Source organism: Phaeobacter sp. LSS9, assembly GCF_003443595.1.
Taxonomy (GTDB): Bacteria; Pseudomonadota; Alphaproteobacteria; order Rhodobacterales; family Rhodobacteraceae; genus Phaeobacter; species Phaeobacter piscinae.
The window spans coordinates 823,608-846,421 of the sequence record NZ_CP031956.1 but is presented as its reverse complement, the minus strand read 5'-3'; the positions used below and the strand labels follow the sequence as shown (position 1 = coordinate 846,421).

At 60.7% G+C, this 22,814-nt stretch carries 20 protein-coding genes; 5 read left to right on the top strand and 15 right to left on the bottom strand.

Features of this window, described 5'->3' with window-relative positions; all coding sequences use genetic code 11:
* Positions 1–110: 110 nt before the first annotated feature.
* The 12 genes from D1820_RS04130 to D1820_RS04075 form a co-directional block, all read right to left on the bottom strand.
* Positions 111–866 (bottom strand): ABC transporter ATP-binding protein, encoded by a 756-nt coding sequence (locus D1820_RS04130; RefSeq protein ID WP_118067971.1) that lies wholly within the window; start codon positions 864–866, stop codon positions 111–113.
* Positions 866–1,720 (bottom strand): ABC transporter ATP-binding protein, encoded by an 855-nt coding sequence (locus tag D1820_RS04125; RefSeq protein ID WP_118067970.1) that lies wholly within the window; start codon positions 1,718–1,720, stop codon positions 866–868. Before D1820_RS04125 ends, D1820_RS04130 begins: the two co-directional genes overlap by 1 nt.
* Positions 1,717–2,652, bottom strand: coding sequence for a nickel transporter permease (gene nikC, locus D1820_RS04120; protein WP_118067969.1), 936 nt, complete (start codon positions 2,650–2,652; stop codon positions 1,717–1,719). The genes D1820_RS04125 and nikC overlap by 4 nt, the downstream gene beginning before the upstream one ends.
* Entirely contained in the window at positions 2,649–3,707 is a 1,059-nt protein-coding gene (locus tag D1820_RS04115) for an ABC transporter permease (protein WP_118067968.1), read from the bottom strand. Before D1820_RS04115 ends, nikC begins: the two co-directional genes overlap by 4 nt.
* Before the next feature lies 1 nt (position 3,708).
* Positions 3,709–5,304 (bottom strand): ABC transporter substrate-binding protein, encoded by a 1,596-nt coding sequence (locus D1820_RS04110; RefSeq protein ID WP_118067967.1) that lies wholly within the window; start codon positions 5,302–5,304, stop codon positions 3,709–3,711.
* A gap of 108 nt (positions 5,305–5,412) precedes the next feature.
* Positions 5,413–6,465: a dipeptidase gene (locus tag D1820_RS04105; protein WP_118067966.1), complete on the bottom strand. Its 1,053-nt coding sequence runs from the start codon at positions 6,463–6,465 to the stop codon at positions 5,413–5,415.
* 204 nt (positions 6,466–6,669) lie between these two features.
* Positions 6,670–7,341: a class II aldolase/adducin family protein gene (locus D1820_RS04100; protein WP_118067965.1), complete on the bottom strand. Its 672-nt coding sequence runs from the start codon at positions 7,339–7,341 to the stop codon at positions 6,670–6,672.
* A gap of 6 nt (positions 7,342–7,347) precedes the next feature.
* Complete coding sequence (mtnA, locus tag D1820_RS04095) at positions 7,348–8,451, bottom strand: S-methyl-5-thioribose-1-phosphate isomerase (RefSeq protein ID WP_118067964.1); 1,104 nt, start codon at positions 8,449–8,451, stop codon at positions 7,348–7,350.
* A gap of 103 nt (positions 8,452–8,554) precedes the next feature.
* Complete coding sequence (locus D1820_RS04090; RefSeq protein ID WP_118067963.1) at positions 8,555–8,845, bottom strand: MoaD/ThiS family protein; 291 nt, start codon at positions 8,843–8,845, stop codon at positions 8,555–8,557.
* 9 nt (positions 8,846–8,854) lie between these two features.
* Complete coding sequence (locus tag D1820_RS04085) at positions 8,855–11,125, bottom strand: xanthine dehydrogenase family protein molybdopterin-binding subunit (protein WP_118067962.1); 2,271 nt, start codon at positions 11,123–11,125, stop codon at positions 8,855–8,857.
* Positions 11,125–11,607 carry a (2Fe-2S)-binding protein gene (locus D1820_RS04080; RefSeq protein WP_040169184.1) on the bottom strand — a complete coding sequence of 161 codons (483 nt, stop codon included), beginning with the start codon at positions 11,605–11,607 and terminating at the stop codon, positions 11,125–11,127. The genes D1820_RS04085 and D1820_RS04080 overlap by 1 nt, the downstream gene beginning before the upstream one ends.
* Positions 11,604–12,470 carry a xanthine dehydrogenase family protein subunit M gene (locus tag D1820_RS04075; RefSeq protein WP_118067961.1) on the bottom strand — a complete coding sequence of 289 codons (867 nt, stop codon included), beginning with the start codon at positions 12,468–12,470 and terminating at the stop codon, positions 11,604–11,606. The genes D1820_RS04080 and D1820_RS04075 overlap by 4 nt, the downstream gene beginning before the upstream one ends.
* A gap of 686 nt (positions 12,471–13,156) precedes the next feature.
* On the opposite strand from D1820_RS04075, the gene D1820_RS04070 reads away from it, so the two are divergent.
* From D1820_RS04070 to D1820_RS04055, 3 genes are all read left to right on the top strand, one after another.
* Positions 13,157–14,122 carry a TAXI family TRAP transporter solute-binding subunit gene (locus tag D1820_RS04070; RefSeq protein WP_118067960.1) on the top strand — a complete coding sequence of 322 codons (966 nt, stop codon included), beginning with the start codon at positions 13,157–13,159 and terminating at the stop codon, positions 14,120–14,122.
* A 177-nt stretch (positions 14,123–14,299) separates the two neighbouring features.
* Entirely contained in the window at positions 14,300–16,909 is a 2,610-nt protein-coding gene (locus D1820_RS04060; RefSeq protein ID WP_118067958.1) for a TRAP transporter permease, read from the top strand.
* Positions 16,906–17,337 (top strand): universal stress protein, encoded by a 432-nt coding sequence (locus D1820_RS04055; protein ID WP_118067957.1) that lies wholly within the window; start codon positions 16,906–16,908, stop codon positions 17,335–17,337. Before D1820_RS04060 ends, D1820_RS04055 begins: the two co-directional genes overlap by 4 nt.
* A gap of 94 nt (positions 17,338–17,431) precedes the next feature.
* On the opposite strand, the gene D1820_RS04050 is transcribed toward D1820_RS04055, so the two are convergent.
* Genes D1820_RS04050 through D1820_RS04040 form a run of 3 tightly spaced genes read right to left on the bottom strand, consistent with a single transcriptional unit; the run spans position 17,432 to position 21,694 of the window.
* Positions 17,432–18,538, bottom strand: coding sequence for a lipocalin-like domain-containing protein (locus D1820_RS04050; protein WP_118067956.1), 1,107 nt, complete (start codon positions 18,536–18,538; stop codon positions 17,432–17,434).
* Positions 18,528–20,987: an FtsX-like permease family protein gene (locus tag D1820_RS04045; protein ID WP_118067955.1), complete on the bottom strand. Its 2,460-nt coding sequence runs from the start codon at positions 20,985–20,987 to the stop codon at positions 18,528–18,530. Before D1820_RS04045 ends, D1820_RS04050 begins: the two co-directional genes overlap by 11 nt.
* Positions 20,984–21,694 (bottom strand): ABC transporter ATP-binding protein, encoded by a 711-nt coding sequence (locus tag D1820_RS04040; RefSeq protein WP_118067954.1) that lies wholly within the window; start codon positions 21,692–21,694, stop codon positions 20,984–20,986. The genes D1820_RS04045 and D1820_RS04040 overlap by 4 nt, the downstream gene beginning before the upstream one ends.
* Before the next feature lie 187 nt (positions 21,695–21,881).
* Here D1820_RS04040 and D1820_RS04035 point away from each other — a divergent pair, with 187 nt between their 5' ends.
* Positions 21,882–22,262, top strand: coding sequence for a hypothetical protein (locus D1820_RS04035; protein ID WP_118067953.1), 381 nt, complete (start codon positions 21,882–21,884; stop codon positions 22,260–22,262).
* A 96-nt stretch (positions 22,263–22,358) separates the two neighbouring features.
* Positions 22,359–22,808, top strand: a complete 450-nt coding sequence (locus D1820_RS04030) for a potassium channel family protein (protein WP_118067952.1) — start codon at positions 22,359–22,361, stop codon at positions 22,806–22,808.
* Positions 22,809–22,814: the final 6 nt, after the last annotated feature.

Below are 22,814 nucleotides of genomic sequence, written 5' to 3'. Positions count from 1 at the left end.
TCTTCAAACGCGCGCCCAGCTTACTATCGTGGCCTTAATCTCAGGTTACTGCGGCGCCCGGCCGTCCAGCGGACATCGGCACTGGTATTGGCCAAGCCCCAGGCTCCGGGTCAGGCGACACGGTTTGCCGAGGCTTCAAGCAGCGTCTTGGTATAGGGATGCTGTGTTTCACCGCTGCGCATCGCGTCGATGCTGAGCACCTCGACGATCTCGCCATGCTGCATCACGGCCGCCTGATCGCACATATGCGCCACCACCGCGAGATCATGAGAAACCATCACAAAGGTCAGCCCATGCTCGGAGCGCAAATCACTGAGAAGGTTCAGGATTTCCGCCTGAACTGACACATCCAGCGCCGAGGTCGGCTCATCCAGCAGTAGGATATCCGGCTGTGGCGCCAGGGCGCGGGCAATGGCAACGCGCTGGCGTTGGCCACCCGACAGCTGATGCGGATAACGAAAGCGGAAGGCGGGGCCGAGGCCGACGTCTTTCAACAGTTGATCGACCCGATCGTCGATATCTCGAAACCCGTGCAGGTGTAGCGTTTCTGACAGCACCTGATCCACCGACTGGCGCGGATGGAGCGAGGCATAGGGATCCTGAAACACCATCTGCACAGTCTTGTAGAACTCCCGGTCGCGGGTGGGACCAAGCCGCGTGCCCTCGACGAAAATCTCGCCGTTCCATTGCGGCGCCAATCCGGTGATGGCTTTCAAGATAGTGGATTTTCCTGATCCACTCTCCCCGACAAGCCCAAAACTGGCGCCGGTTTCAACGCTGAGAGAGGCTGCTTTGACGGCGTGAACCAGCGCGTGGCGTTCGCCGAAATAGACGTTGAGATTGTTGATGTCCAAGGCGGTTGTCATCACCGTCCCTCCACACTGGGGGCGTCACGCCAGGCGGGATCACGTTGCAGCACCTCCAGCCGGGGGCGCGGCGCGTCAAACCGGGGCAGGCTGCCCAATAGCCCCTTGGTATAGGGGTGTTGCGCCTCATGCAGGCGATTGGCGTCGCAGACCTCAACGATGCGGCCCGCGTACATGATCAGCACCCGGTCGCAGAACTGGGACACAAGATTGAGATCATGGCTGATGAAGATCAGCCCCATGCCGCGTTCCTTCACCAACCGGTCCATGATCGACAGCACCTGACCCTGCACCGAGACATCCAGCGCAGAAGTGGGTTCATCCGCAATCAGGATTTCCGGGTTCGGGATCAGCATCATGGCAATCATGATGCGTTGCCCCATGCCGCCCGACATCTCGTGCGGATAGGCGCCCATCACCCGTTCGGGATCCCGGATCGAGACCGCCTCCAGCATCTCAAGCGCTTTCTGGCGGGACTCGGCCTTGCTGGCCTTGGCGTGCAGGCGATGTGCCTCGATCAGCTGATCACCGATTGTTATCACGGGGTTGAGCGAGAATTTCGGGTCCTGCATCACCATGGAGATCTGCTCGCCGCGCACTTTGCGCATCTCGCGTTCAGACTTGGCCAGAAGGTTCTCCCCATGAAGGGAGATGTGATCGGCCTCCACCATGCCCGGTTTTCGGATCAGTTGCAGGATGGCGCGGCCAGTCATGGATTTACCCGAGCCGCTTTCGCCAACAATCCCAAGCCGTTCCCGTCCGAGCGAGAAGGACACACCGCGCACCGCATCAAAGATCCCATTGCGCGTGGGGAACCGCACCCAGAGGTTTTCAACATCCAGAAGCATACTCATGAGGCGCTATCCTTTGGGTCCAGAACATCGCGCAAACCATCACCCAGCAGGTTGAAGGCCAGCGAAACGGCAAAGATGGCAAGTCCGGGCATGGTGGCAACCCACCAGTGATCCAGAATAAACCGACGCCCCTCTGAGATCATCGCGCCCCATTCCGGGCTGGGCGGCTGCGCGCCAAGGCCAAGGAAACCGAGGCCCGCAGCGGCGAGAATGATGCCTGCCATATCCAGTGTCACGCGCACGATCAGCGAGGACACACAGAGCGGCCAGATATGCTTGATAATGATCCGCAGCGGACCTGCGCCTTGCAGTCGAATGGCGCTGATATAGTCAGAGGACCGGATGGTCAGCGTCTCTGCCCGCGCCATCCGCGCATAAGGTGGCCATGCGGTGAGCGAGATCGCCAGCACCGCGTTTTCTATCCCGGCGCCAAGGGCGGCAACAAAGGCCAGCGCCAGAACCAGCCTTGGAAAGGCGAGGAAGATATCGGTGATGCGCATCAGGACGATATCAGCCCAGCCTCCCACATAGCCAGAAACCGTGCCTACCAGCAGCCCCGCAACAGGCGCAATCAGCGCCACCAGGGCAACGATATAAAGCGTGATGCGGGCGCCATAGATAAGGCGGCTGAGGATGTCGCGGCCAAGGGAGTCGGTGCCCAGAATATGCCCTTCACTGCCTAGGGGCTGCAGGCGGTTGGCAAGGTTCTGCACAAACGGGTCATGGGGGGCCAACAGCGGTGCCAGCAGTGCAATGGAGATCAGCAGGATCAAGATAGCAAGCCCCACCATCGCCATATGGTTCTGACGCAGCGACAGCCAGCCCTGATAAAGGGCGGCCAGCCGCGCCTGACGCCGCGATGTGGGGGTATCGGTCAACAGCCAGGCCCGCAGGCCCTGCTTTGAGGCCGGGGTGTGCGACGACATGCTCATTTCGACCTCGGATCAAAAACTTTGTAGAGAAGGTCGGAAAAGATGTTGAGGCAGATGAACACCAGACCAACAACAACTGTGCCGCCCAGCACCGCATTCATATCCGCCGACAAAAGCGCGGTCGTGATATAGCTGCCAATTCCCGGCCAGGAAAAGATAATCTCGGTCAGGACCGACCCCTCAAGCAGGTTGGCATAGCTCAGCGCGATCACGGTGATCAGCTGCACGCGGATGTTGCGAAACGCATGGGTCCAGATCACCGCCCATTCGCTCATGCCTTTCACGCGGGCCGTGGTGACATATTCTGCGGAGAGTTGTTCCAGCATGAACGACCGTGTCATGCGGCTGATATAGGCAAGGCTGTAGTATCCAAGCAGAGAGGCGGGCAGCACGATATGTGAAAACGCATCGCGAAGGGCCCCCCAATCCCCGGCGATCAGCGAGTCGATCAGGATCATCCCCGTGACAGAGGGGATCATGTCCTCGTAGAAGATCCCCTGCCGACCCGGTCCGCCAACCCAACCCAGAATTCCGTAGAACAGCAACAACCCCATCAGGCCCAGCCAGAAGATGGGCATGGAATAGCCAACCAGCGCGATGACGCGGGCAATCTGGTCAATCCAGCTGCCGCGACGCACCGCAGCGATGACCCCCAGTGGTACGCCAAGTATGCAGCCAAAGAGGATGCCGATAGTGGCCAGTTCAAACGTCGCCGGAAACACGCGCGCGATATCGGTGGAAACATCCCGCGCCGTCAGCAGCGAGGTTCCGAAATCGCCCCGCAGGACATCGGTGACATAGTAGAAAAACTGCACCGCAAGCGAGCGATCGAGACCCAGCTCACGGTAGACGGCATTATACTGCTCCTCAGTGGCGCGTTCGCCGACGATGGCCAGCACCGGATCGATGGGCATCACCCGACCGATCAGGAAGGTCACAAACAAGAGGCCCAGCATCGTGACCGCGATGGACGACAGCGTCACCAGCGTGCCGCGCGCCCAAGGGGGGAGGGGCAGCCAGGGCCGCCGCTCCGTTTCTGTTGCGAAATTCGCCATCTTACTTTGTCACATCCCAGTATGCGACTGCGGTGATGGCGCCGCCAAGGCTCAGCCCTTCGACGTTATCGGCCATGCCGGCCTGTTCGATCAGCTGGAACATGACAGCGAAGGGGGCGGTGTCACGGAATTGCGCCTGGATCTCATGATACATCTCCGCGCGTTTCTCTGTGTCGCCTTCGACGACAGCCGCAGACACCTTCTCGGTCAGACCACCTGTGTCCCAGCCGTTGCGCCAGGCCAGAAGACCGGTGGCATTCGCGGCGTCCGAGTTGTCGGGGTTATAGGCAAAGGTGCCCGCATTGGTATGGGGATCAGGATAGTCCGGCCCCCATGCGCCGAGGTAGATATCCAGCTCACGCGCTCGGTACTTACCCAGCACCTGCTTGCCGGTGCCAACCTCAAGGTTCAGCGTGATCCCGGCCTGGGCGAATGTGTTCTGCAGCGACTGGGCAATTTCAAGACGCTCCTGCGCCTCACGCACGCCGACGGTCAGCTCCAGATTTTCGACGCCTGCCTCAGCCAGCAACGCCTTGGCCTTTTCCACGTCGAGCGAGAAGGGATTCTCGTCCACCGCGCCAAGATAGGTTTTGGGCAGGAAGTTCTGATGGCCGACATACCAGTTCTTGAGGAAGCTGTTTTCCATCCCGTCATAGTCGATCAGATACTTCAGCGCCTGACGGACTTGCGGTTTGGACAGTTCCGGATGCTTCTGGTTGAAGGAGACATACATCAGGCGACCGCGCATTTCGCGCAGCACCTCAACGCCGTCAACACCTGCGAGACCATCGACATCCGACGGTGTCAGATCGCGGGCCACATCAATGTCACCACGTTCCAGCATCAGGCGCTGGGTCGCGCTTTCCTGAACATGGCGCACGATCACGCGCTTCATTTCCGGCTCGCCACCGTAGTAGGCCGGGTTGGCGCTCAGGGTGACGCTTTCCTTCGGCTTCCAGCTGGCAAGACTATAGGGGCCGGACCCTGCGGAATTGGTGGTCAGCCAAGTGTTGCCCATATCGCCATCGACTTCATTGGCCATGACCAGTTCTCTGTCGACAATCGCGCCAATGGTGGCCGTCAGACAGTTCAGGACAAAGGACGTCGCGTAGCGCTTGTCAGTGGTGATCGATAGCGTGTTGCCGTCAACCTTGATCGTTTCATCGACGTTCGCAGGCGTGAACCCAAATTGGGTGATGATGAAGGACGGCGTCTTGTTCAGCAGAACCGCGCGTTTCAGCGAGAACGCCGCATCCTCGGCGCGGACCGGGTTGCCGGACTGAAATTTGACACCTTCGCGCATGGTGAAGGTGATGGTGCGGCCATCCTCAGAAACAGTCCAGCTTTCGGCCAGATCCGGCTGGTAGCCGGCGTCCAGATCCGCAGGGTCGAAATTCACCAGTTTGCCGTAGATGTTGCGGATCACGTCTGCGCCTGCAAATTCAAAGCTCTGTGCCGGGTCCAGCGTGGTGATGTCGTCAATGCGGTTGGCAATGACCAGCATATTCGCCGGGGTTTCGGCCATCGTGGCCATCGGGGTGAGGCCAATTGCCAGCCCCAGCGCGGCGGTGCCAAGAAGGGTTTGAATGGTTTTCATCTTTAACTCCCTATCGTGTTTTTAATCTTTGAATACCGCGCTGTTGTCAGCGTCTTTTTGTTGTCTAACCGTGGCCCGTGTTGAGCAAGGGCGGCAGCTTGTCGAATGTCAGGGGTTGTCCCAGGTCGCATCCAGAACCCGGAGCCAATTGTCGTGGCACAGCTTTGTCATCAAGGCATCATTGATCCCATGCTGGCGCAGGGCGGCACGCAGCGCCGGAAGACCCGCCACGGTTTCGATGTCCTTTGGCACCGTGGCGCCATCAAAATCCGAGCCGAAACCGACCCGATCCTCACCCAATTGGGTAACCAAGTGGTCGATATGGTAGAGCATGCGATCAATCGGGGTATCGGCGTCCATGCGGCCATCTTCGCGCAGGAAGGCCACGGCAAAGTTGAGACCAACCATGCCATCGCTGTCACGGATCGCGTGCAGCTGGCGATCAGTCAGGTTGCGGCTGTGGGGGGTCAGGGCGTGGGCATTTGAATGTGTGGCCACCAGCGGCGCGTCACTCAGCTCTGCAACATCCCAGAACCCGGCCTCATTTAGATGTGAAAGATCGATCATCACGCCCAGCTGATTGCAGCGCTGCACCAGCCGTTTGCCATCCGCGGTCAGACCCAGCCCGGTGTCGGGCGAGCCGGGAAAACGGAATGGTACACCGTGACCAAACCGGGTCGGGCGGCTCCAGACCGGGCCGAGAGAGCGCAAGCCCGCCTGATAAAGAACCTCGAGCATATGGAACTCCGGATCAATTGCCTCGGCCCCTTCCATATGCATCACGGCTGCCATCAACCCCGTGGCGAAACAACTCCGGATATCATTGGTGCTGCGGCAGATCTTCAGCGCACCGTCGCGTTCCAGTTGGAGCAGGATCGCCGCCTGAGAGAGCGCGACGGGGGCCGCATCCGGCCAGCTGACCTCATCGGGCAAAGGCAAATCGTAGGCCGTGGCCATCATCTCATCATGGCTGTCGATATCGACCGCGTCGGGTACGTAGATGGCAAAAAAGCCACCGCCAAAGCCACCTTTGCGCGCCTTCACCAGGTCAATCTGGCGTCCGCCGCTGCCCTGAAACCCATCCGCACCCGGTGGAATGTCGCGATTATGCAATCGCAGCAATAGATCGTTGTGGCCGTCGAAAATCAGAGGATCAGTCATTTTGCTTCCTAATTCCCTGATATGAGGTCGTATCTTTTGCGCTAACGCAAGGGAATTTACGCTGGTTTTCGCGATAAGTCAGAGCAACGCCCAAAAAGTAGCGTCTATCCAGCGACATGCAGGACGCGACAGGTCACCCTGTCTGCCAATAGCTCGACCAAGCCGAGAACATGTTCGATTATCGCGCAAATGCGACTCAGGATTTTAGTCCTGCTTCAACCCATAGCCTGCAAATGCCGCCAGCGCGTCGTCGATCTGCGCCGGGCTGAGCAGCTCGGGCGTGCCGATGCTGCGGGCGCGAATGTAGGTTGCTGCCAAATGTTCCAGCTCAGCCATCCGCCACATGGCGCGCGCCAGGGTGTCACCGGTGCAGATGGCGCCATGGTTCGCCATCAGGCACCCCTCGCGGTCCGCCATGGCCGCGATCACATGGGCCGACAGCTCCGAACTGCCAAAAAGCGCATAATCAGCGAGCGGAACATCATGTCCGCCAAACGCCGCCACCATATAATGACAGGCCGGGATCGCCATGTGGTTCACGGCAAGCGCACAGCAATTGACAGGATGGGCATGAACCACGGCCATCGCCTCCGGCTTGGCTGCGAGCAGCGCCTGATGGAACTGCCACTCCGAGGAGGGCGCAGGCTGGCCGTCCCCCGCATCCGGTCCGCGATCCAGCGGCATCCGCACAATCATCTCCGGGGTCATTGCCTTATAGGGGACACCGGATGGGGTGATCAGCATGTCCCCGTCGGCGATCCGCAGCGAGATATTGCCGGATGTGCCCTGATTGATGCCGCTCCTGTTCATCTCCAGACAGGCGTCAATGATCGACTGGCGCAGCGCCGGGCTATCCTCAGGGGCGGAGCTTGGCATGGCAGGTTACCCCGCCTTGCGGATCAGGTCGGGAAACAGAGCCGCCAGCCCCTCGGCAGAGGCATCGCAGATACCGCGTTCGGTGATAAGCCCAGTCACCAGCCGGTTTGGCGTCACGTCAAAGGCGGGATTGCCGCAGGCGGTGCCCTCTGGCGTGACCTGCGCCAGACCGATATCCCCACCATCCAGCACGCCCTGAACATGGCTCACCTCGCGGCTGTCGCGGTCCTCGATCGGGATCTCTGCGACACCGTCCGTGACCGTCCAGTCAATGGTGGGCGAGGGCAGGGCGACATAGAACGGTACCCCGTTGTCACGGGCCGCCAGCGCCTTCAGATAGGTGCCGATCTTGTTGCAGACATCGCCCTGACGGGTGGTGCGATCAGTGCCGGTGATGACCAGATCAACCTGTCCGTGCTGCATCAGATGACCGCCTGCATTGTCCGTAATGTAGCTGTGGCTGATGCCGTGGCTGCCCAGTTCCCAGGCGGTCAGCGCGCCCTGATTGCGGGGGCGGGTTTCATCGACCCAGACATGGATCGGAATTCCGGCATCATGGGCCTGGTACATCGGGCTGGTCGCCGTGCCCCAGTCAACGGTGGCGATCCAGCCGGCGTTGCAATGGGTGAGCAGGCGTACGGGTTCCCCTGCCGGTTTCTTGGCGGCGATATCGCGGATCAATGTCAGACCATAGGCACCGATGCGGCGGTTGATCTCGACGTCCTCATCGGCAATGGCATGGGCAAGCTTCAGCGCCGCTTTTGCACGGTCTTCCTCCGGCAGAGGGATCAGCGTCTCCAGGCAGCGGTTCAGCGCCCAGCGCAGGTTGATCGCGGTGGGACGGGTGGCGTTGAGCTGTTCCCAGGCGGCCTGCAGCGCGCTGTCGGACGGATCCAGCTCCGCTGCCAGCGCCATACCATAGGCCGCGGTCGCTCCGATCAGCGGTGCGCCACGCACCCGCATTTCCACAATGGCCGTAGCGAACTCCTCAAGCGTGGCAATGGGCTGGATGCGAAACTCATGCGGCAACCAGCGCTGATCAATGATCATTAGGACCGATTGATCCTCATCCCACCAAAGCGAACGATAATGCGTGCCGTTGATTTTCACTGCGGGATCCTCCGTTGATGATGGCAGCCACTGGTGTGTTGGCAGCTGAAACCTTGCCGACCGTCCTAACCGATCGACGGCAAAGTGCAATCACCTTGCGGTCTTAGCCACCGCGCAGCCGCTGCATCAGGTAGATTTCATTCTCAGGGGCGAGGGGTTCATCCAGACTGGCCGCAATGATGCGCCCGTCTACCGCCACCGAAACGCCCGCGTCCAGCGCCGGGGTCAGTGCGGGGTAGGCGGCTTTTAGCGCGGCGATCATGGTGCCGGTGGTGCTGGCGGAAACTTCCACCGCGTCTTGCCCCTCGGCAAAGCGGCGCAATCCGGACCAAAGATGCACGGTCAGGCGCGGCACCCCCGCGTCCTGACCCAGATCTTGCGTCTCACCCGTCATCGCGCTGCATCAATCTGCCGTGCCGCGCTGCTGCTCCAATGCAGCCAGAATGCGCGGCGGTGACATCGGCAGCGCATGCAGCCGCACGCCTGCCGCCGCAGAGACGGCATTGGCAATCGCCGCAAGAGGTGGGCAGATGGATGTCTCCCCCACGCCGCGCACACCAAAAGGATGACCGGGGTTGGGCACTTCGACAATCACGGTGTCGATCATCGGCAGATCAGAGGCCACCGGGATCCGGTAGTCGAGGAACACCGCATTCTGCAACCGGCCATCCTCGCCGTAGATGTATTCCTCATTGAGCGCCCAGCCGATACCCTGTGCGGCTCCACCCTGAAACTGCCCCTCCACATAGGTGGGGTGGATCGCCTTTCCCGCGTCCTGAATGACGGTGTAGCGCGTCACGGCGGTTTTGCCGGTTTCCGGGTCAACTTCGGCATCGACGATATGGGTGGCAAAGGAGACACCGGCGCCTTCGGGCGTGGCCTCGAAATGACCCGAGATGGGACCGCCGGTCTGGCCCATGTCGCGGGTGATCTCAGCTAGCGGGATTGGGTCAAAATTGCCCGCATTGGGGCCAGAGGGTACGGCGTGGCCGTCTTCCCATTTGACCGCATCCTCCGGGATGCCCCATTTGGCGGCGGCCCGTTTGCTGAGTTTGACCACAGCGTCCTCCGCTGCCTTGATCGTGGCCAGACCGCTCGCATAGGTCACCCGGCTGCCGTGGGAGACGTCATTGTATCCCAGTGTTGCGGTATCTGCGATGGTGACACGGATACTTTCATAAGGAATGCCCAGAACCTCTGCCGCCATCAGCGCCATGGAGGCACGAGACCCGCCGATATCCGGTGTCCCGACCGAGATCTGACAGGTGCCGTCCTCAGACAGTGACAACGACACCGAGGTCTCGCCCCCATGGTTGAACCAGAACCCGCAGGAGACCCCGCGCCCCTGACCGGGTTTGAGCGGGGCGCTGTAATGTGGGTGGGCTTTGGCGGCTTCCAGCGTTTCGACCAGACCGATGCGTTCGAACTTTGGTCCATAGGAGGCTTTGGTGCCCTCGCGCGCCGCGTTTTTCAGCCGAACTTCGATTGGGTCCAGATCCAGCTTCCGGCACAGCTCGTCAATCACGGATTCCACCGCATAGGCCGCCATGGGCGATCCCGGTGCGCGATAGGCGGCCTGTTTGGGACGGTTGCTGATGACGTCATAGCCGATCTGCTGAACATTCTTCAGATCATAGGGCGCGAAGGCACACATGGCGGTCATATCCGCAGGGGCACCGGGGAAGGCCCCGCCCTGCAGGCGGAAGGTGCCCTGCGCTGCGGTGATGATGCCATCCGTCGTCATGCCGATCTTGATATCCATGGAGGTTGACGCCGTGGGACCTGTGGCGCGAAACACCTCCGGGCGGCTCATCACCAGTTTGACCGGGCGATTGGCCTTGCGCGACAGGGCCAGGGCCACGGGTTCGATGAACACGGTGGTCTTGCCGCCAAATCCGCCGCCAATTTCTGAGGCGGTGACGCGCAGCTGTGATGTCTCAATGCCCAACAACGCCGCGCAGTTCTTCTGCACATACCAGTGGCCTTGGGTACAGCACCACAGTTCACCTTTGCCGTCTTGCCCCAGCTGGGCCAGACAGGCATGTGGTTCGATATAGCCCTGATGCGTCGCCTCGGTGACGAAATGCTCTTCCACCACAAGGTCAGCCTTGGCAAAACCCGCCTCAACATCGCCATGGCCGCTTTCGTGATAGCGCACCACATTGGGGTGCATCCCCTCTGGCACGGAATAATCGGCTGCCCCGTCACGGATCACCGGCGCATCCTTGGCCATGGCTTTGTCGACATCGGTCACATGGGGCAGCACCTCATATTCGACCTCGATCAGCTTCAGCGCATCGCGCGCGGCGAGGGCAGAGGTGGCGGCAACTGCGGCAATGGCATGACCATCATAAAGCGCGGTATCGCCTGCCATCACGTTTTCAAGCACATTCCACTGTTCACCTTCCAGTCCGGGAGCGGGCTGGATCGCGTCGGAGAAATCGGCGCGGGTGACAATCGCCTTTACGTCATTCAGCGCCTCAGCCTTGCTGGTGTCGATATGTTTGATCCGGGCATGGGCATGGGGGCTGCGCAGAATGGCGCCAAACAACATCCCCGGCGCCGTCACATCAGCGCCAAAGCGCGCCTTGCCAGTGACCTTGTCCAGACCATCGGGGCGATTGGGACGGGTGCCCACTTGGGTGAAGTCGGTTTTTCGTTGATCCAGAGCCATTATGACGCCTCCCGCATCTCTGCTGCCGCGTCCATCACGGCGCGAATGATCTTGTCATAGCCGGTGCAGCGGCAGAGGTTGCCCGCCAGCCAATAGCGCACTTCGGTTTCGGTCGGATCCGGGTTTTTCTCCAGCAGAGATTTGGCCGCCACCAGAATACCCGGCGTGCAGATCCCGCATTGCAGCGCGGCGTGGTCGATGAACTTCTGTTGCAGTGGATGCAGTGTTTCGCCGGGCGCGATGCCTTCGACCGTGGCAATCTCTTGGCCCTCAGCCTCAACCCCGAGGACGAGGCAGGAACAGACCAGCCGCCCATTCAGCGTGACCGAACAGGCCCCGCAGTCACCTGTGCCGCAGCCTTCCTTGGCGCCCGTGAGATTCAACCGGTCACGCAGCACATCCAGCAGGGTTTCGCGCGGGTCGCAGAGATAGTCGACCGCATCGCCGTTGATGGTGGCCGAGACGTGGATTTTAGAACTCATGCTGTGTCTCCCTTGGCACGGGTATAGGCGATCTCGGCAGCGCGGCGCGCCATCACGCCCGCCACTTGCGTGCGAAAGGCAACGGTGCCGCGTTTGTCGGTGATCGGAGTGCAGGCACCGGAGGCGGCGGTGGCCAGTCTCTCAAGTGCGGCGTCGTCCAGCGTGGAGCCAACCAGCGCATCGGAACAGGCCTCAACCAGCAGCACCGTCGGGGCAACAGCGCCCAGTGCAACACGCGCCTCCGCAATGGTGTCGCCTTCCAATCGCAGCCAGACGCCGCAACCAACAACTGCGATGTCCATTTCGGTGCGCGGAATGAACCGCAGATAGGCATCGCCCTGACGCGGTTGAGTGGTGGGCAGATGCACGGCGGTGATCAGCTCGCCGGGGGCAAGCGTGGTTTTGCCTGGGGCTGAGGGGATATCCACGGCAGCTGCGCGGCGATCTCCCTTTGGGCCGGTGATGCTGACGGTCGCCTGCGCGGCGACCATGGCCGGCACGCTATCCGCCGCTGGCGAGGCATTGCACAGATTGCCAGCCAACGTGGCGCGGCCCTGCACTTGGGTTGAGCCGATCAGATCCATCGCCTCCACGACACCGGGCCAGGCGGCACATAGGGCAGGGTGCTCGCTCATCTCAGCGCCAGCCACGGCGGCGCCGATCGTCCAGCTGCCATCGTCGTCCTGCCGGATGTCCCGCGCCCCCTCAATTGACTTGATATCAATCAGCGTATCTGGCGTGACGATATCGGCCCGCATCTGCACCAGCACATCGGTGCCGCCGGCCAGCACACGGGTCACACCCTTGGCTGAGGCCGCCAGCTCTGCCGCCTCGGCAAAACTGCTGGGTCGGTGATATTCCATTGGAGCTGTCCTTCTGCTGGCCTTGCTGCTGGCGACTGTTGTTCGGCCCGGGGGTCCAGGCGCGGAACAAAGGAATGCGGGACAGGGATCCTGTATCGTATATGCCCGCAAGACCATCTTGCGACCAGACATCCCGTTGAGCAAGCCGCCATCAGTGCTTCGCCGGGTGATAGGCGAGAAAATCACGTGTCGGGCGGCTGTGTTCACAAGGCGCGCGACAGTGCCGGTCTCTCCAATCAAGCACCGTTCACAACAGGAATGGGGAGGCTTTTACGTTTTTGCCCCTTGCGGTGCCGGATCCACTCTTTTATGGCGTCGGCGTTTCCAAGTTTTTCGCAAAAAATATTGCCATCTAAGGGGCTTGAATGGCAGAGGTGGCTTGCACTTTGGTGTGACAATCTGCCACACTGCGCCGAATCCAACGGATGTGGGTACGGGGGAAATTTCCGGGATCAGTGTCAGATACGCAGAAACTCCGCACCCTGTGGCGGGGGAGCGGGCCGCAAGCCTTGACTTGGCCGGATGCGCCTGAAACGCTTAAACCTCTGGACCTGCCGGAAATTGTTGCCAGAACGCGCGACAAATCACACCTGGCGTCTACATGTCCCCAAGGGTTCAACAACCCCAGCCGCGATTTTGGCGGCTCTACGGTTTCGACGACAAAAAAACGTGGGAGAACAACACATATGACCAACACCAAGCTGGCCGTTAGCGCCCTTGTCGCATCCGCTTTCATGGCACCTGCTGCCATGGCAGAGGAATTCATCACAATCGGTACCGGCGGTGTAACCGGCGTGTACTACCCGACCGGTGGCGCGATTTGCCGTCTGGTCAACAAAACCCGCAAAGAGCACGGTATTCGTTGCTCCGTGGAATCCACTGGCGGCTCCGTCTACAACATCAACACCATCCGCGAAGGCGAGCTGGAGTTTGGTGTGGCGCAGTCTGACTGGCAGTATCACGCCTATAACGGCACCTCCAAATTCGAAGACCAGGGCGCCTTTGAAGGTCTGCGCGCGGTATTTTCTGTGCATCCCGAACCCTTCACCGTTGTGGCTCGCGCCGATGCCGGCGTGACCAGCTTTGACGACCTGCAGGGCAAGCGCGTCAACATCGGCAACCCCGGTTCTGGTCAGCGCGGCACCATGGAAGTGCTGCTGGACGCCAAAGGCTGGGGCATGGACAGCTTTGCGCTGGCAACCGAGCTGAAGGCGGCAGAACAGTCGGCTGCGCTCTGCGACAACCAGATCGACGCGATGGTCTACACCGTTGGTCACCCGTCCGGCTCCATTCAGGAAGCCACCACTGCCTGTGACTCCGTTCTGGTGACCGTTGATGGGGAAGCCGTTGAAAAGCTGATCGCCGACAACTCCTTCTACCGGACCGCAACCATCCCCGGTGGCATGTACCGTGGCTCCGACGCCGATGTCAGCACATTTGGTGTGGGCGCAACGTTCGTCACCTCCGATCAGGTCTCCGACGAGGCGGTCTATACCGTGGTGAAAGCGGTCTTCGAAAACTTCGATGACTTCAAAAAGCTGCACCCCGCATTTGCCAACCTCAAGCCCGAGGAAATGGCAACCGCAGGCCTGTCCGCGCCGCTGCATCCCGGTGCTGCGAAATACTACAAAGAGCAGGGCTGGGTAGAGTAACCCATCTCTGATGATTGCAGCGGGGCGCCAATGGCGCCCCGTTTTGCCCTTGCCGTGAAGGCTTTGCCCTTTGCCATGAAGCGCTGAAACTCCACCAGGGAGCAGGGCGCGTCGGGGCCAAGGGCAACACCCAAGAATAACCGGCCGCGGATACTGACGGCCTCAGGGGGATACTCCATGACATCCGATGTTCAAGGAAATCGACCGCTTACCGAAGAAGAGCTACAGGACCTCGTCGCATCCTCAGATGCCGGCGCGCGCAACCCGGTTGGGTCGGTTGGGCTATTTCTGGCGATTGTAGCGGTAATATGGTCGCTCTTTCAGGTGGTGCTGGCCTCGCCAGTTTCTAACCTGTTGCTGCCCGGCAGCGTGGTGAATAACTCACGCCAGATTCATTTGGCTTTTGCGATTTTTCTCGCCTACGCGGCCTATCCGGCCTTGAGATCCAGCCCGACGGACCGGATCCCGATTCAGGACTGGATCCTTGCCCTGATCGGTACATTTACCGCACTTTATGGCTATATCTTCTACGAGAAAATCGTGAATTCCGGTGGCAAGGGTGATGGCATCGACACGATCTTCGCTGCGATCGGCCTTGTGCTGTTGTTTGAAGGCGCGCGCCGCGCGCTCGGACCGGCGATGGCCATCGTGGCCTCTGTTTTCATGCTCTATGTTTTCTTCGGCTCGTCGGAGCTGGTCCCCGATGTGATCCGCTGGAAAGGCGCATCGCTGGACCGCGCCATGGAGCAGATGTGGATCACCTCGGAAGGTGTGTTTGGCATCGCCTTGGGTGTTTCCACCAAATTCGTGTTCCTCTTCGTGCTGTTCGGGGCGCTTTTGGATAAGGCCGGGGCTGGCAACTATTTCATCAAAATGGCCTTTGGTGCCCTTGGTCACCTGCGGGGTGGTCCGGCCAAGGCTGCGGTGGTCGGTTCTGCCGCTACCGGTCTGATTTCCGGCTCTTCCATCGCCAATGTGGTGACAACCGGCACCTTCACCATTCCGCTGATGAAGCGGGTGGGGTTCAGTTCGGAGCAGGCCGGTTCGGTCGAGGTTGCCTCCTCTGTGAATGGCCAAATCATGCCGCCGGTGATGGGCGCTGCGGCCTTCCTGATGGTGGAATACGTCGGCATTTCCTACGTCGAGGTGATCACCCATGCCTTCCTGCCGGCGGCGATTTCCTACATCGCACTGGTCTATATCGTCCATCTTGAGGCGGTGAAGCGCAACATGCCCACGCTGGGCAACCGCGTTGTGTCTATGGGACGGACGATCGGCGGCATGGCTGCGTTTTTCGCAGGGTTTGCTGCACTTTGCTACGGCATCCAATACCCGATCAAAGCAATCACCGCAGCCATCCCCGGCGCCTCCGGCCTTGTCCTGTCGCTCTTGGTGGTTGCAGCCTATCTGGGGCTATTGTGGCTGGCGGCTGGAACTGACGATCTGGTGCCGGATGATCCCAATGCGGCGGAGGTCGAACTGCCGGTTGTCGGCGAGATCTACAAGGCGGGTCTGCACTATCTGCTGCCGATCATCGTCTTGGTCTACTTCCTGATGATTGAGCAGAAGTCGCCGGGTTTATCGGCCTTTTGGGCGACGGCACTGCTGTTTGTGATCCTGTTGACCCAAAAACCGCTGAAAGCGCTGTTCCGGGGGCAAAGCACCTTGGCGCACAGCTTCCTGGATGGGGTGCATGATCTGTGGAATGGGCTGATTGACGGCGCGCGCAATATGATCGGCATTGCCCTGGCCACAGCCACCGCAGGCGTCATCGTCGGCACTGTAACGCTGACCGGCGTTGGTCAGGTGATGTCGGAACTGGTGGAACTGATGTCCGGCGGCAACCTGATCCTGATGCTGATCATGGTCGGCCTTCTCTCGCTGGTTCTGGGCATGGGGCTGCCGACCACGGCGAACTACATCGTGGTGTCCTCTCTGATGGCGGGCGTTGTGGTTGAACTTGGTGCACAATCCGGGCTGGTGGTGCCGCTGATCGCGGTACATCTCTTTGTGTTCTACTTCGGGATCATGGCGGATGTGACACCGCCTGTGGGTCTGGCCAGCTTTGCCGCTGCTGCGGTGTCGGGGGGCGATGCCATTCGAACCGGCTTTGTTGCGTTCTTCTACAGTCTGCGCACGGTGGCGCTGCCCTTTGTCTTCATCTTCAACACCGATCTTCTGTTGATTGATGTGGGCTGGGTGCAGGGCATTCTGGTGGCCATTTCTGCGACCATCGCCATTCTTGCCTTCACCGCTGGCACGATGAACTATTTCATCACCCGCAACCGCATCTATGAAAGTGTCCTGCTGGTTCTGGTCGCCTTTGCCCTGTTCCGCCCGGACTTCTTCATGAACCGGCTGATGCCTCCGTTTGCCAACACGGATCCGGCGGCTTTGGTGGAGACCGTTGCCGCGGCCCCTGCGGGCAGTGAGTTGCGGATCACCGTGGAGGGGCCCGACTTCGACACCGGAGAGCAGAAGACCACCACGCTGATCCTGCCGGTCGCTGATGGTGGCGACGGTCAGGCACAGGTTGATGCCTTTGGCCTGATGCTGCTGCCCGAGGACGGGGTTGTGAAGCTGGATGAGCCGATGTTCGGCACGCCTGCGCAATCCGGCATGGACAGCTTCGATTTCTACGGTGATGAACCTGTCCGCCTGCTGAGTGTGCAGGCCCCGGCAGACCAACTGCCCAAGGAGTTGATCTTCATCCCGGCGCTGCTGCTACTGGCGATGATCGCCTTCTTGCAGCGCGCACGGGCCAGCAAGGAAGGAGTCCCGGCATGAGCAAATCCGTTCTCTGCGCATTGGAACTGAGCGACAAGACCATTGATGCCAAGGTGCTGCGCGAAGCGGCGCGGCTGGCGGATCTGGATCAGGCACAGCTGGATGTGGTCAATGTCCTGCCCGATTTCGGCGAAAGCTGGGTCTCGGGGTTTTTTGAGGACCATCACCATGACCGCGCCGTGAAGGAAACCGCCGACCATCTGGGCAAGCTCTGTGAGGAACTCCTGGGGACTGAGCGCAACGCCAAGGTGCGCCATGTGGTTGCCACCGGCAAAGCCTATCAGGAAATCCTGAAGGTCGCCGACAAGGCCGGTGCCGATCTGATCGTGATCGGCGCGCATAAGCCGGAGCTGTCGGATTACCTGCTGGGCCCCAATGCGGCACGGGTGATCCGGCATTCGACCTGTTCGGTCTATGTGGTGCGCTGACCAGCCGATCCGAAACCACTGCTAACCCATGTGAAAGGGGCGCCCGTTGATGGCGCCCCTTTTTTACTTCTGTGTGAGATGCTCTTGCCGCCCACTAGTCCGCTGGGGCGCAGTAGCCGGTCATCTCAAGATACCCCTTGCCAAGGTGACTGCCGCTGAGGCGTACCGGACCTTCCCAATAGGGAAAGGACATCTCCATCCAAGACTGCGGGTTCATCGCTGAGACACGAACGTCCAACCCGCGCGCAGGCAGGCGCAGCTGCCATTCCGTCGGCACCTTGCGCCCGGATACCTCAGTGAACGTGACAGGCGTTGCCTGCAGGCTGCCCGGCTCTAGCGGAGTTGGGGTGCCGTCAGCAGCGATCCATGTCCCGGAGGTGAACAGGCTGGCACCGCGCAACTGGAAGCCCATCAGTTTTTCACCGCTGTTAAACCGCAGTGAAAACCAGTCCCAACCACTCTGATCTTCTGACAGCGGCTGGCTGGACCATTCACGATCAAGCCAGCCTTCCCCCGTCACCGCCACAGGTCCGTCAGGCAGGTCCAGCGTCCCGGTTACCTGGTAATGCGGCTGAGAATAATAGTAACTTGCCTGCCCATCCGCTGATTTCACCGAATAGCCGGCGTCACCCTGCATCACCAGCGGCCCCTCTGCGCTAAGCGACAGGTTATAGCGGAAACTCTCGCCCGTTGCGCGCAAGGTCAGATCTCGCAGGTCTTGGTCGCGGCTGCGCATATGCCAATCGTCGATATAGGCCTCAAACGGCGCAGTGGAAACACCGGCCTGACCGATGCCGCCGCGGGCCAGCCGCTCGGCGGAGTGATGGGCGTCACGCGTCGTCAACCCTGCGTGGCCCATCCAGATCTGTGGGTTGGTCCAGACCGATCCTACGTCGTCCTGCCTGTCGTCCCCGGGTCGCAGCGCTGAGCGAAACAGCGTCCATTGCACGCCGTAATCACGCCCGTCGTCCCCGGTCAGGTTGGCCGTCAGATACCACCATTCAATTCGGTAGTTGGGATGGGGGGCGTGATCGCGTGGAAATACCAGCGGGCGACTGGGGACCGGCACGGCAAAGCCCTCCGCCTCGGTTCCCAATCCGGCATAGCCCTGCGCGGCAGCGTGCGGTGCGGGCAGCGCCAGCAATGTCGCCGCCAGGGTGAATTTGCTGACAACTGCCGCAAGGGCGCGTTTAACGTTCATTGGCAAAGACCCTCAACAGATCGGCGGGTTTCAGCTTCGACAGCCGACGGGCGGGCAGGGCGGCGGCCAGCGCTGCCGCAACAAGCGCCATCAGCAGCAATTGCAGCCAGTCCAACGGAAACAGCGACATCGGCAAACGCCAACCAAAGGCCTCAACGTTGACGACGGCCAGAAGCGCCCAGCCCAGCAGCAACCCCAAAGGCAGCGCCAACAGTGCGGTCAGCCCCGCAAGGATCACGCTGCGCAGGATTTCATACCGGGCCAACTGTTGGCGCGTCAGCCCCATGGCCCAGATCGGCGCCAATTGCGGCAGGCGCTGGCTCCAGAGTGTCAACAGGCTGGTAAGCATGGCAAATCCAGCCACGCCAAAGGTCAGAAGGTTCAGCGCCCCTGTCACCACAAAGGTCCGATCGAAAATCGCCAACGACTGCGCCTTGAGCGCGCTTTGGTCGATAAAGGCGCTGCGCGGCAGACCAAACTCACGTTGCAGCGCTGCGCGGATCTCTGCGACCTCAGCAGGGGGCAACCGCAGACCAAACCGGCGGTTTTCAATCAGTGGACGATGCCGCAGCAGCGTTTCAAGCCCTACGATTGCCTGCGGGTTGGGATTTCCGTAATCGGAATAAACCCCGGCAATCCGCATCCGCCAGTCCGGCGCGATCACCAGCGTGTCTCCGGAACCCAGATCCGCGCGCCGCGCCAGCTGTTCATTGATCAGCGCGCCACGCCCCGCGGCCAGTTGCGACCAGACCGTCGGCTCTGCCTGCAATAGCGGCCAGTTGTCGCGATAGGTGGCATCATCCACCACCCCGTAGACCTCCATCGGTGCGCCGATACCGTCTGGTCCCACATAACGCTCGTCACTGTGGCGGATCGGCAGGGTGCGGATTCCCCTGTCGGCAAGCCACGGCAGCACGTCTTTGGCCATCTCCTCCTGCGGCAGCGTCATATACAACTCAGACGCCAATCGCTGATCCAGCCAGCCCAAGAACGTGAGGCGGAAGCTGGATACCATTGTTCCAACACCAATATTCGTCGCCAGCGCCAGCAGTAACGCCATCAGTGCCAGCGAAAGTCCGGGCAATTGCGCCCGCATATCCGCCCAGAGCCATAGCGTTACCGGCTTGCGTGCCAGCTGCACGCCAACCGATGCCAACCGGGACAGCGCCAAGGGCAGCAGAAGCGCGGCCCCCAGCATCAGCCCCGCAAGGAAGGCAAACCCCGCAAGCAGCCCGTCGAACAGCGCAGGGATCGCGACCGCGCCCAACACAAGGAGCGCGCCGGACAGTGCGGAGAGGCGATGCCCGCGCAGGGCCTGCTGACCCCGCGCCGCCGCAGCGGGAGCCGCCAGAATGGGCAGGCGCGACAGGCCGACCCAGCTCTGCGCCCCGGCAAGCGCCATCCCCGCCAGTGCCATTGCCAGACCGGAAAACACCCAGCCGGGGCGCAGCTGCAGGCTGCCGTCCAGCGACGCGCCATAAAGCCCGGACAATGTCGCCCCAACGCCGGGGAGCAAGGCCGCGGCAATCAGGTAGCCGAGGATCAGACCCAGCAGCGCCGCCAGCAGTGTTATCACCAGAAGTTCTGCAAAAATAAGCGCAACCAGCGTATTAAGCGGCACACCTAAACTGCGCAGCGTGCGGAACAGACCTCGTCTCTGCTCAATCCCCAGCGCGATGGTGCCCTGCACGATGAACAACCCCACCGCAAAGGACAACAGCCCAAAAGCGGTGAGGTTAAGGTGAAAACTCCGCGTCAGCTGCGCGGTATCCGCGCCGGTGGAGGCCGTTTGCAGGCGCAGCTGTGGGGCCAGTTCTGCCAGTGGGCGCAGGCCGATGGGTTGCTCATCAAGGACCATCAACCGGCTGATCAAAAACGGTTTTCCCAGAAGGCGCGCGACTGTTGAGATATCGCCGACCACCACCCCACGCGGCACCGCTGTGGTGCGTGTCACAGGTGGCAGGATGCGTAATAGCAGATCAAGATTACTGTCAGGATGCGCAAACAGATGACCGGGGGCCAGCAGTAGGTCCGCAGGGGTCAACGTCGCCTGCGCGCTTTCGTCAGAGGAGCTGTCCGTCGCAGCCAGCCGGGCCATCATCGGATGCGACAGGATATCTATCCCAACCACTTCCAGATCCGTCGCGCCCGCTTCGGCGGTATCCTCTGTAAGTGTTCCGATTAACACCGGTGACAGTTGCCAACCTTCACGTCGAAGGGCAACATATTGATCCAGTTCGATATATCCATCCTGAGGCGTCAGATAGGTCTGCCCTGACGGGGAGATGCGCGCCGCAGCCTCAGCATAGCTGGCGCGGGCCTCTGCGTTGATGGCCTGCACCGCAGACCAGAGCGCCGTAGCGAGCGCGAGGCCGGTCACCAGCATCGCCAGCTGCAGCGGATGCAGGCGCCAATGCGACAGGATCGCCGTGAATGTGGCCCTGATCACGCCTTGCCCTCGCGCAGGGTCCCACCGGACGAGTTCATTTCATAGCGGCTGTCAGTATCAAGGCGCCCCGTGCTAAGATGACGCTGCTGATCAAGCTGTGAGGCAATGGCCTGCGAATGCGTCACCAGCAGCAGCGCGGCGCCAGTTTCGCGCACCAGATCCAGCATGAGTGCCATCACCGAAGCACTTGAACCTTCATCCAGATTTCCCGTTGGCTCATCCGCGAGAAGCAGCTTTGGCCGCATGGCCAGGGCACGCGCAATGGCAACACGCTGTTGTTGTCCGCCGGAAAGCTGCTCGGGATAGCGCTCCTGAAACTTCGCCAACCCAAGTCGCTCCGTCAGTGCCTCTATCCAACCCGGATCAACGCGCCCGGCCAGCCGGGCATGAAGGCTGATATTCTGCGCCACGGTCAGAGCCGGAACCAGATTGAACTGCTGAAACACCAATGAGACCTGCTGACGCCTGAGGGCGGCACGTCCTGCATCATCCAACCCTTCAAGGGAGATGCCATCCACCATAATCCGCCCGCTGTCGGCTTGATCCAAAGCGGCCGCCAAATGGAGAAGTGTGCTTTTGCCTGACCCGCTGTCCCCGGTCAGGGCCAGGCTGCGCCCGGCTGCCAGATGCAGTGATACCCCATTCAGAACCGGAATATCACCGGAGGGACCTTGATAGGACTTGTTGACGTCCTCAATGATGAGCATCACTTCGCAACCTTTTGACAATACAACAGTTTTATCTGTTTAATGCTTTATTCAGCACCGCGCCGCAGCAGCCTGCTGCCGACATACAATGCGCCCGCACACTGCACAGCATTGACCCGGTGGGATCTAGCCCCCATTTGAGCAATGCCCATGTCATTTTACCGGGCCGCTTAAATCAGGTTTTGCCATGTCGCTGCTCCCACTGCCATCCCGTCACCGCCGTGAAATTGTCGCACTGGGGATGCTGGCATTCTGTCTGGGCCAGCCCGCTCTGGCGGAAACTGGAAACACCAGTCGCGAGGCGCAGTGCCGCAGCCGGGCCGAGGCCTATGCAGGGGCACCCCGTAGCGATGCCACCGATCACTTGCGGCTGGGCAATGATCGCGTCGGGATCACGTTCTCCGGCACCGCCCGTATTGGTATCAGCGTGCAGGATGGCAAGGTCCGCAGCGCCGGATCCCGTCGTGGATCGGAGGCCGAGGATCGTGACGATTATTTCAATACACCAGAGGCGCGCCGCAAACGACTGGTCAAGCAGCATTATCGCGATTGCATGTCCCAACGCTGAGTGAATAGACTGCACAAAGCCGCGATCTAGGCCGGTTCGGTTGCAGGAGATGCAGGTGCCGACCGTAAGAAACTCGGCACATAAGGGGCAGGGGTCATGACACTCATCCAACAGCTGCTGATGGGCAGCTTGTACCTTGGTATCTGTCTGGTGGTCGAAGCCGGATTGCTGGTCTTCTGCATTCATATATTGCGCGAACGGCTGGGAATTCTACAGCGCAGGCGGCGGTTCTTGCAAATCAGCGTCGTACTTGCGGTGGCGATCGGTCTGATAGTCTTTGCCCATACCCTGCAAGTCTGGATCTGGGCCACGGCGTTGATCTTTTCCGGCGCCATAGGTGATTGGAATACAGCGATTTATTTCTCGCTGGCCACTTACACAACGCTGGGTTACGGCGATATCGTTCTGGGCGAGGGAATGCGGATATTCGCGGCCTTTGGTGCGGTAACGGGGCTTTTTGCCTTTGGCATCAGTACGGCATTTCTGGTCGCTGCCCTGCGTGAAGTCTTCCTCTTGGAAGACACGGCGCCGGTCAGCGGGCGCTGAGATTTC

Excerpts from the sequence above, each read along its gene's own strand:
- D1820_RS04035 (WP_118067953.1), top strand. The coding sequence starts at position 21,882 with ATGTCGCTGCTCCCACTGCCATCCCGTCACCGCCGTGAAATTGTCGCA.
- D1820_RS04070 (WP_118067960.1), top strand. The coding sequence starts at position 13,157 with ATGACCAACACCAAGCTGGCCGTTAGCGCCCTTGTCGCATCCGCTTTC.
- D1820_RS04060 (WP_118067958.1), top strand. The coding sequence starts at position 14,300 with ATGACATCCGATGTTCAAGGAAATCGACCGCTTACCGAAGAAGAGCTA.
- D1820_RS04080 (WP_040169184.1), bottom strand. The coding sequence starts at position 11,607 with ATGAGTTCTAAAATCCACGTCTCGGCCACCATCAACGGCGATGCGGTC.
- D1820_RS04105 (WP_118067966.1), bottom strand. The coding sequence starts at position 6,465 with ATGACTGATCCTCTGATTTTCGACGGCCACAACGATCTATTGCTGCGA.
- nikC (WP_118067969.1), bottom strand. The coding sequence starts at position 2,652 with ATGAGCATGTCGTCGCACACCCCGGCCTCAAAGCAGGGCCTGCGGGCC.
- D1820_RS04100 (WP_118067965.1), bottom strand. The coding sequence starts at position 7,341 with ATGCCAAGCTCCGCCCCTGAGGATAGCCCGGCGCTGCGCCAGTCGATC.
- D1820_RS04030 (WP_118067952.1), top strand. The coding sequence starts at position 22,359 with ATGACACTCATCCAACAGCTGCTGATGGGCAGCTTGTACCTTGGTATC.
- D1820_RS04055 (WP_118067957.1), top strand. The coding sequence starts at position 16,906 with ATGAGCAAATCCGTTCTCTGCGCATTGGAACTGAGCGACAAGACCATT.
- D1820_RS04125 (WP_118067970.1), bottom strand. The coding sequence starts at position 1,720 with ATGAGTATGCTTCTGGATGTTGAAAACCTCTGGGTGCGGTTCCCCACG.
- D1820_RS04040 (WP_118067954.1), bottom strand. The coding sequence starts at position 21,694 with ATGCTCATCATTGAGGACGTCAACAAGTCCTATCAAGGTCCCTCCGGT.
- D1820_RS04085 (WP_118067962.1), bottom strand. The coding sequence starts at position 11,125 with ATGGCTCTGGATCAACGAAAAACCGACTTCACCCAAGTGGGCACCCGT.
- D1820_RS04130 (WP_118067971.1), bottom strand. The coding sequence starts at position 866 with ATGACAACCGCCTTGGACATCAACAATCTCAACGTCTATTTCGGCGAA.
- D1820_RS04110 (WP_118067967.1), bottom strand. The coding sequence starts at position 5,304 with ATGAAAACCATTCAAACCCTTCTTGGCACCGCCGCGCTGGGGCTGGCA.
- D1820_RS04050 (WP_118067956.1), bottom strand. The coding sequence starts at position 18,538 with ATGAACGTTAAACGCGCCCTTGCGGCAGTTGTCAGCAAATTCACCCTG.
- D1820_RS04115 (WP_118067968.1), bottom strand. The coding sequence starts at position 3,707 with ATGGCGAATTTCGCAACAGAAACGGAGCGGCGGCCCTGGCTGCCCCTC.
- D1820_RS04075 (WP_118067961.1), bottom strand. The coding sequence starts at position 12,470 with ATGGAATATCACCGACCCAGCAGTTTTGCCGAGGCGGCAGAGCTGGCG.
- D1820_RS04090 (WP_118067963.1), bottom strand. The coding sequence starts at position 8,845 with ATGACGGGTGAGACGCAAGATCTGGGTCAGGACGCGGGGGTGCCGCGC.